This window comes from Collinsella sp. Sow4_D11, from assembly GCF_052116465.1.
In the GTDB taxonomy this organism is placed as follows: domain Bacteria; phylum Actinomycetota; class Coriobacteriia; order Coriobacteriales; family Coriobacteriaceae; genus Collinsella.
The window spans coordinates 297,851-305,222 of the sequence record NZ_JBQKLA010000001.1; the positions used below are offsets into that span (position 1 = coordinate 297,851).

Genomic DNA, 7,372 nt, shown 5'->3' on the forward strand with positions numbered 1-7,372 from the left:
GGCCCGATGCGATAGCACCGGATCCCTATTTGTTGCGAATCGTTTTGTTATGCCCCCCTTATGGAGTCATTTCTACCGTTACCCGAATCATTTGTTGAACAATAAAATTGTTACCAAGATGGTCGCTAAAATGGCATCGTTATTCTAAAAGGGGAGATAAAACGGTGTCTGAACAGGCAATGTATGATATTGATAACACCTTTGACGTAAAGTTGCTCAATCCCGGCGGAAATGCCGTTCTGACGATTGATATTCATGATTTTGCCGATGCCGCCGATCATTGTGTCTTAGTTGATAAGACCATGTTTATTGCCGATATCTTAGATTGCGAATCGACTGTGGCGCTCTGTTGTCGGCCTCATGGTTTTGGCAAGAGTATGAACCTCTCCATGCTCAAATGTTATCTGGAGCGTCCTGTGCCCGGCTCGTCTAACGTCAATCTCTTCATCGGTAGCAAAATATGGGACGCAGAAGATGGCGTCTATCGTGATGAGTATGCACGCTATCCGGTCATTGCTTTGGATTTTTCTGCTTCCTCCTATCGAGGCGCCGATGCCGAGGCCGCCATGCGCGATGCCGTCGCTCGTGAGTGCGCTCGTCTGTTGCCGCTGCTGGAAGTTCCCGATTTAGCGCGCGGCGACGTGCGCCATATCGAGCGCGTAGCGCGCGGTGTTGCCGGTTCTGATGAAATCGATTCGGCTCTTGGCGTGTTAATCGAGCTCCTCCGTATGGCATGTGATGAACAGGTTGTGCTGCTGGTTGATGGGTATGACGCGGCGTTTACGAATCATATGCAGGCGAAGGGCGCCTATGGCTCGTGCTTTGTCGAGTTGCTTGACCGTCTGCTCTTTGACGTTATTGTCTCCTCGATCGATTCTTTGCGGCTGGTTTGCTTGATGGGGGAGCGACCCGGCCCCGCACGGGCGGCACTTGCGCATCGCAACTGCCCGTATTGTTTGGCTTCGCCCTTGTCGAGCTGGTGCGATCGCTGGTTTGGTTTTTCGGATGCCGAAAACAGGGCGCTGCTAGATTACACTGGTCAGAGCGACAGACTGGCTTGCGCGCGCGAATGGTTCGAAGGCTACCGGTTTGGCGGGTTCTATTGTTCGAACCCGGCTCGTGTGGTTGACTTCTTGGCTCGGGGCTGCCTGCCGCCAACGCGCTTTGATGTATGTTGCTATGCCGATTGTCTGAACGAGACTGTGGGCGCCTGGGATTTAAGATGGCTTGCGGCAATGTTTGATTTGCTTAATCCGTATGGCTGTGTTGAGGCGCCACTGTGCTTGGACGCCGTGAAGCCTGATGCCGGGACAGCGGAAGGTATTTGGACCGATTTGTATTTGAGTGGACTCCTGACGACAGATGCGACTGATCGCCAGGCGGACGGCAGTCTGCCCCACGCCCTGCGCCTTCCCAATAACGAGCTCCGGTATGCGCTGCGTCTTGTGATTATCGAATGGTTCGAGTGCGCTGCCGAGAGTGCCGAGACTATCGATGACTTCCAAGAGGGTCTTTGCCGCGGTGACGAGCGTGCAGTCAGGCGAGCTTTGGACGCAATTATTAATGACTTGGGCGTCGAAGGAGACGAGTCGGATTTGCCGCTGGCTTTTCGTTTGGCACTGCAGGGTCTTTGTTTTGGGTTGCCTGGGTATGCCGACCCCGTTACAAAACGAGCGCACGGTTCGGAGTTTGGGGGTTTCCAAGTATTTCCAACCGCCAATACCTTTGATGCGGTGGATACACTTGGCATATTGGATAGCCGCCCGCTGATCTCGGTCAGCATGCTGTACGACCCCGATGTCGATGCGTTGGGCCTAGAGCTTCTGTCGGTACAGGCATTGCTCAATATCGAACGGAGTGGTCTCGACGACATTCGCGTGCCACGTCCTGCTGTGGGCCGCATGCGCTGGGGGTTTGGCTTTGATGGACAACGAGTTGCCGTCGCATGTCAGAGGTTATAGGAGGGCCGGCTTTACTCGGCTTCCTTCATGGGCGGCATAGGCTTCCAGTTGGGGTCGCGTACGATCTTGCGGGCATCCTTCATGCCACGGCGCAGCGCCGGAATGCCGGTCTTAAAGCACTTGTCGACGGCGGCAAGGCGGATAAACTCCTTGCAGAAGGTCGCCACATTGCCCAAACGGAACAAAATGGGGTGGTAATCACCGTAGATCTGCATGTAGCGGGCCAAATAGCCGCGATTGCGCATGATGTAGTAGCGATTGGTGTCACTGGTGGAATTGAGCTGACGCTTACCGGCGATATCCCAGTTGGAGACGGCGCGGGCGCGCTTGAGCACCACATCGGCGACTACGACGGCAGGGAAGTGTTGGCTGGCGACATAGCCATAGCAGGCATCGTCGCCGTAGATAAAGAAACGAGCGTCAGGCAGGCCGATCTTGTCGACAACACGACGCGAGAACAGGCCACCCTCAAAGCACAGCTGGTTCATGGCGCGGTAGCCCTCGGGGCCCAGGTCCCACTTAGCGATGGGGTTGGGGATACCAAGCGAAAGGATGAGCTGGTACTGCCAAAAGAAGGCGCCGCCGTCAAAGTCTAGGCGCGAACCCTGGATGACGTCGTAGCGGTCGGTCCACTTGGCCAGGCGCTCGATGCCCTCCGGGATGACGAGCACGTCGTCGTCCATCACCCAAAACCACTGGGCGCCCAGATCGTAGGCGCACTTGGTGCCGGCGGAGAAGCCACCCGCACCGCCGCCGTTTTCGAGCTGCGGGGCGTAGATGACGCGGTCGGTGCCGCCCTGCGCGTCGGGCTGATCGGTGTCGACGCCCCACAGGTTGGCCAGGCGCTCGTTGAATGCAGCACACATGGCCTTGGTCTCGCGCGAATTTTCGTTATCGACGATCACGATACGCCAAGGCGTTGCCGTGAGCTCGGTCATGGAGTCGAACAAGTTGGCCAGGAGTTCCTGACGCTTGTACGTAACGACGACGATGGCGAGCTTGTCGATGGGGGCGGGAAGGGTAGAAGTCATGGGGAATATATCCTTTCACGCGCGGCGGGCGAGCGCTGCGCGGAAGCTATCGAATACGTCCGTTGGACGGCACCTATTGTAAAGGGTCGGCGCACCTTGACGGCAAGCTTTGAATAAAACGCAGGAACCTGATATAGGCGCGACGAGTGGCGTGGGGCTGCTTTGCCCGTAAGAGGCTCCATAGATTATATAAACGCCCGCGGGCGGGACGACCCTTTGATACCATTATCGGCAGGTATTTCCTAAGGAGCACATTTGTCTACTAATTCCTCTGGCGGCCCTGTCCTGTCGCTGCTTATTCCCATCTACAACGTTGAGCGCTACCTGCGCGAGTGCCTCGATTCCGCCGTGGCGCAGACGCTCGAGGACATCGAAATCATTTGCATCAACGACGGCTCTACCGACAACTCGTCGGCGATTATCCGCGAGTATATGCAGCGCGATGCGCGCGTCAAGATGATCGACAAGGCCAACAGCGGCTACGGCGACTCGATGAACCGCGGGCTCGAGATGGCGCGTGGCAAGTACGTGGGCATTCTAGAGTCCGATGACTTTATGGCGCCCGATGCGCTGGAGAAGCTCGTGGCAGCTGCCGAGTGCTTTGACGCCGATTTTGCAAAGGCGAATTTTGACCTGTATTGGTCGAAGCCGGAGGAGCGCCGAGAGCTGATGGAGCTCTTTAAAGCTAAGGACTGCGGCAAGCCGGTTCACCCGAGCGCTACCGTCGATGCCTTCTCGCTTAAGCCATCGATTTGGTCTGCGGTGTACCGTCGCGACTTCTTGAACCGTAATGCCATTCGTTTTTTGCCGACGCCTGGCGCTGCGTTTCAGGACGCCTCGTTTACCTTTAAGGTGTTCGCCCTTGCCGATATCGCGGTTTACCTGCATGATTCGGTTCTTTCGTATCGTCAGGACAACGAAGGGTCTTCGGTCAACTCTCCTAATAAGGTTCACTGTGTTAACGACGAGTATGCCGAGATTCATCGCTGGATTGTTGAGGATTACGCTGAGTCGCACTCTTCGCAGGACGTTGCCAAGCTGCTTAAGTTTGCAAATATCATTAAATACGATTCGTATATGTGGAGCTACATTCGCCTGAATCCCAAGTTTTACGCTGAGTTTTTGGATCGTATGGCCCAGGAGTTTCATGGGGCGCTTGAGGCCCATGAGTTTGAGCTCACGGACCTTAAGCCGTGGAAGCGTGCGAATCTCAAGGCTATTGTCGATGATCCGCAAAAGTGGTTAGCTGAGTCTCCGGACTTTGCTGGAGCGGGCGCGATGGGTCGCGCGAAACATTATGCGCGTGTCGGTGGCCCGGGCGTGGTCGCGGCATTCGTCCTGGATGCAATTAAGAAATAGGGGAGTTATGGCAAACCCAAAGGTCTCATTTATCGTCCCCGTTTATAACACCCAGGATTTCCTGCCTCGTTGTCTTGACTCTCTTTTGGGGCAGACCTGTCCGGATATCGAGATCGTGGTTGTTAACGATGGCTCGCCCGATGGTTCCTCAGCGATTATTGATGAATATGCTCGATTGGATTTTCGCGTGCGCGTTGTCGAGAAGTCCAACGGGGGACTGTCGTCTGCCCGTAATGCGGGCATGGATGTTGCGCGCGGCGACATTATCGACTTCGTCGATTCGGACGATTACGTCGAGCCTAATCTTACCGAGTTCTTGGTCGATACGTTTGCTAAGGAGCATCCCGAGATTGTTGTGTTTGGAGCCGTTTGCGAGCCTGCCGAGTTGGCCTCTAAGCGCATCAAGCAGTTGCTTTCTCCTGAGGCGTGCGTGTTCGAGTCATTTGATCCAGCGCTGCTATTTTCCGCGAATGCACAGCCCTATGTCTGGCGTGCGGCATACTCTCGCGGGCTGATTGAGCGTGAGTCTTTGCGTTTTGCCGAAAAAGTCCGGTTTGCTGAGGACGTTGTGTTTCAGTTTGAATCGTATCCGCTGTCTGCCAGGACGGTCCTAGCGCCCGAGAAGCTGTATCACTACGTGATGCAGGAGAAGTCGCTGACGCATACGTTTAATGCCGGCGCCAAGCGCACGGACAAGGTCGATGCCCATTTGCTGGTGCTGCATGAAGTGCTGGAGCGCTGGGGTAGGCGAGGGCTTTTGGACTTGTGTCCCGGAGAGCTTGTCACGTGGTTTTTGGATCTGGTTGTGTTCGACCTTGCACGCCTGCCAAGGGACGAGTTACGTCAAATTGCAGTCCGCATAAGGACGTGTTTTGGCTCCTATTTTGGTCCCGATTGGGCGAGCCTGCCCTTAAAGGCCCCCGTTCGCCGCGTTTCCAAAAAGCTGAGTAGCGGCACTGGCACGGTCTCGCTTATGGACGCCGTGTCGCTTTACCTATCGACCCGCGGGCTCAAAGTGTGCCTGGAGCGGTTTGTATAGGCGCTGGTTTGCTTCTTTGGAGAATCCGGGATTTTGCGACGTGCCTACTGACGCGCTGCCATGAATCATGGCCACGAATACGTCACTCGGGCTGTTATAATTAAATAATCTAGGATTAATTGAGGTGAACTGATGTCTATGAACCGACTAAAGTGCTGCGTTGTTGTACTGCTCTCCCTTGTATTTGGGTTCTCCGGTGTTTTCCAGCCTTTTGCGCTGTATGCCGAGACGCTCGATTTGGCTCAGGAGCAGCCGAAGGTATCGCAGCCCGCGAACGAGAGTGCCTCTTCTAACGTTCCTGCGGACGCATCTGACGATCAGGCGGAGAGCGATTCGGCTGCCCAGGACCCCTCGACGTCTGATTCTAGCGAGGCTGCGGATGCCGAATCTGCTTCTGCCGATGCAGCTACCGATGAGGTTTCTGACGAGGTGTCTGATGATGACATCGATGCTCCTCTTGTTGAGAACTCTTGGCGCTATGCCGACGGTTCGCTCCGCTCCGATCTTGCTGACGATTATGGCGATAGCGCAGATTTCGAAGGCCGTGCAATGCACAGCATGCCTAAGGGTGCGACGGCACAGGGAATCGATGTGAGCGAGCACAACAGAACTGTTGATTGGCAGGCCGTGAAAGATGCCGGTATCGACTTTGCGATTCTAAGAGTTGGTTTTGCCGGCGATACAAACGGCGGAAGGCTGGACTATTACTTTAAACGCAACGTAAGCGAGTGCGAGCGTTTGGGAATTCCGTATGGTGTGTATCTTTACTCTTATGCGCGCAATGAAGACGATGCCAAGGCCGAGGCTCGCCTGATGCTAAATGCCCTTAAAGGCCATTTGCCTACTCTTCCTGTTTACTACGACTTGGAAGAGCAAAAAACAAATGCTGACGGTTCGCCCGTGTGGACGCCGTTTAACAATCCCTCGAAGCTCGCATCGATCGCAAAGACCTTTTGCGGCCAAATTACGGCTGCGGGGTACAAGCCCGGCATTTACGCTAACGTCAACTGGTTCAAGAACTACCTCACCGACCCTTGTTTTCTAACCAGCGGCTGGAGTATCTGGACTGCCCAGTATTGGTACGGAGGCCGTTACGATGAGTGCATCGATCTTACCCCCGACGCCCCTGCCAAATATGATTGCTGGCAGTATTCTGCCCGCGGCAGCGTTCCCGGCGTAAGCGGTGACGTTGATGTTAGCTATTGGTTTGGAGATACGTTCCCAGATTCTTCCAATGACCTAATTGCAGCTGAATTAATAAGAGTTGCGCAGCGATATAGTTCGCAGCTTGGTGCTGTTACTGGAGAAGTCTATAAGTTTGAAGGCGATAACTGGAGACTTGATTGCGAACACGGTAGTGCTGTTTTTTCGAAGAAAAACGGAGCGTATCCTGTCTGGGGAGATATTTATGATTACTGGAGCTCTGAATCGAATTCTAGTTCAATTGGTGCGCCTGTTGGCGAGCCACGTGAGTTTCTGACATCACACGGATCGGGATGGTCTCAGGACTTTGAACGGGGTGCCATTCAATGGAACGGTAGCGACGGCTACGTCTCCGTGCGCTCGGGCGCCATCCGCACCGAGTACGTGAGGCGCGGCTACCAGGCCGGGGCCCTCGGCTGGCCCGTGGCCGAGGCCGAGCAGCTCGATGGAGGCGGGTCCCGCCAGCGCTTCCAGGGCGGCACCATCATCACCTCCGAGCACGGAACGTTCGAGATGGACGGTGAGATGGAGGACCTCTGGAACCGCCTCGGCGGCGTCTCGGGCCTCGGCTACCCGCTCACCAACGCCAAGCGCTTCAACCAGAACGGCGGGGGCTACGCGACCGACTTCGAGCGCGGCTCCATCCACTGGACCAAGACCACGCGTGCCGTCTCCGTGCGCTCGGGCGCCATCCGCACCGAGTACGTGAGGCGCGGCTACCAGGCCGGGGCCCTCGGCTGGCCCGTGGCCGAGGCCGAGCAGCTCGATGGAGGCGGGTC

At 55.8% G+C, this 7,372-nt stretch carries 5 protein-coding genes; 4 read left to right on the forward strand and 1 reads right to left on the reverse strand.

Annotated elements, in window-relative coordinates; genetic code table 11:
* Positions 1–164: 164 nt before the first annotated feature.
* The gene (locus ACTQ40_RS01235; RefSeq protein WP_441560083.1) at positions 165–1,961 is read left to right on the forward strand and encodes an AAA family ATPase; all 1,797 of its coding nucleotides are present in this window, start codon (positions 165–167) and stop codon (positions 1,959–1,961) included.
* 11 nt (positions 1,962–1,972) lie between these two features.
* Here the strand turns inward: ACTQ40_RS01235 and ACTQ40_RS01240 are convergent, their stop codons facing one another.
* Positions 1,973–2,992 carry a glycosyltransferase gene (locus ACTQ40_RS01240; RefSeq protein ID WP_441560085.1) on the reverse strand — a complete coding sequence of 340 codons (1,020 nt, stop codon included), beginning with the start codon at positions 2,990–2,992 and terminating at the stop codon, positions 1,973–1,975.
* A gap of 255 nt (positions 2,993–3,247) precedes the next feature.
* On the opposite strand from ACTQ40_RS01240, the gene ACTQ40_RS01245 reads away from it, so the two are divergent.
* The 3 genes from ACTQ40_RS01245 to ACTQ40_RS01255 all read left to right on the forward strand — a co-directional run.
* Positions 3,248–4,351 carry a glycosyltransferase gene (locus ACTQ40_RS01245; RefSeq protein WP_441560087.1) on the forward strand — a complete coding sequence of 368 codons (1,104 nt, stop codon included), beginning with the start codon at positions 3,248–3,250 and terminating at the stop codon, positions 4,349–4,351.
* Between the two features lie 7 nt (positions 4,352–4,358).
* The gene (locus ACTQ40_RS01250) at positions 4,359–5,390 is read left to right on the forward strand and encodes a glycosyltransferase family 2 protein (protein ID WP_441560089.1); all 1,032 of its coding nucleotides are present in this window, start codon (positions 4,359–4,361) and stop codon (positions 5,388–5,390) included.
* A 138-nt stretch (positions 5,391–5,528) separates the two neighbouring features.
* A partial coding sequence (locus ACTQ40_RS01255; protein WP_441563157.1) for a GH25 family lysozyme occupies positions 5,529–7,372 on the forward strand: 1,844 nt, incomplete at its 3' end.

Coding starts and splice junctions, on each gene's coding strand:
- ACTQ40_RS01240 (WP_441560085.1), bottom strand. CDS start 2,992: ATGACTTCTACCCTTCCCGCCCCCATCGACAAGCTCGCCATCGTCGTC.
- ACTQ40_RS01250 (WP_441560089.1), top strand. CDS start 4,359: ATGGCAAACCCAAAGGTCTCATTTATCGTCCCCGTTTATAACACCCAG.